The sequence below is a fragment of the Nocardia lijiangensis NBRC 108240 genome (assembly GCF_001613045.1).
GTDB lineage: Bacteria > Actinomycetota > Actinomycetes > Mycobacteriales > Mycobacteriaceae > Nocardia > Nocardia lijiangensis.
Window position 1 is genome coordinate 1 of record NZ_BDBP01000226.1, and the last position, 580, is coordinate 580.

1 protein-coding gene is annotated in these 580 nt (G+C 64.5%); it reads right to left on the bottom strand.

Annotated elements, in window-relative coordinates:
• On the bottom strand, window positions 1-555 hold a 555-nt coding region (locus NL1_RS36020; protein ID WP_281180908.1), incomplete at its 3' end, for a recombinase family protein.
• Between the last annotated feature and the right edge of the window lie 25 nt (window positions 556-580).

The window sequence follows — 580 nt, forward strand, 5'->3', positions numbered from 1 at the left end:
CCCCTGGCGGTTGAGTTCGTGGGCGATGGCTTTGTCACCCTGGCCGGCGGTGTAGTCGCGGAAGATTCGTTGGACCACAGGTGCGGTGGCCACGTCGAGTGACAGGATCCGCAGTCGGGATCCGTCGGATGCCCGGTTGGGGTTCGGATGTGGTGGTCCGTCGACGACCATGTATCCATAGGGTGCTCGGCCGCCTTGGTGGCGGCCTTCGTTGAGGACTTGGGCGTCCATGCTGGCTCGGGTGCGCTGTTGGACGTGTTGGCGTTCGGACTCGCTCAGGCCGCCGAGCATGCTCATCATCATCGAGTGGGTCACGTTGCGTGGATCGAAGCGTCCACCTAGCTCTGGGACCCACACTTCGACCCCGTGCGCTTGAATGCGCGGTGCTACAAGGCTGAACTGATTGCCGAACCAGCAGCGCGTTCCCTCGCCAACCACGATCGCCGACCAGCCGCGGGTGTGACTCTTCAGGTCCGACAGCAGACGCGCGGCCTCCTCGCGGCGATGCCACGGCACCGAGCGCGACTGGCCCACATCGAAGTAGTCCTCGACGATCGAGCCGTCTGCTACGAACTTCTCC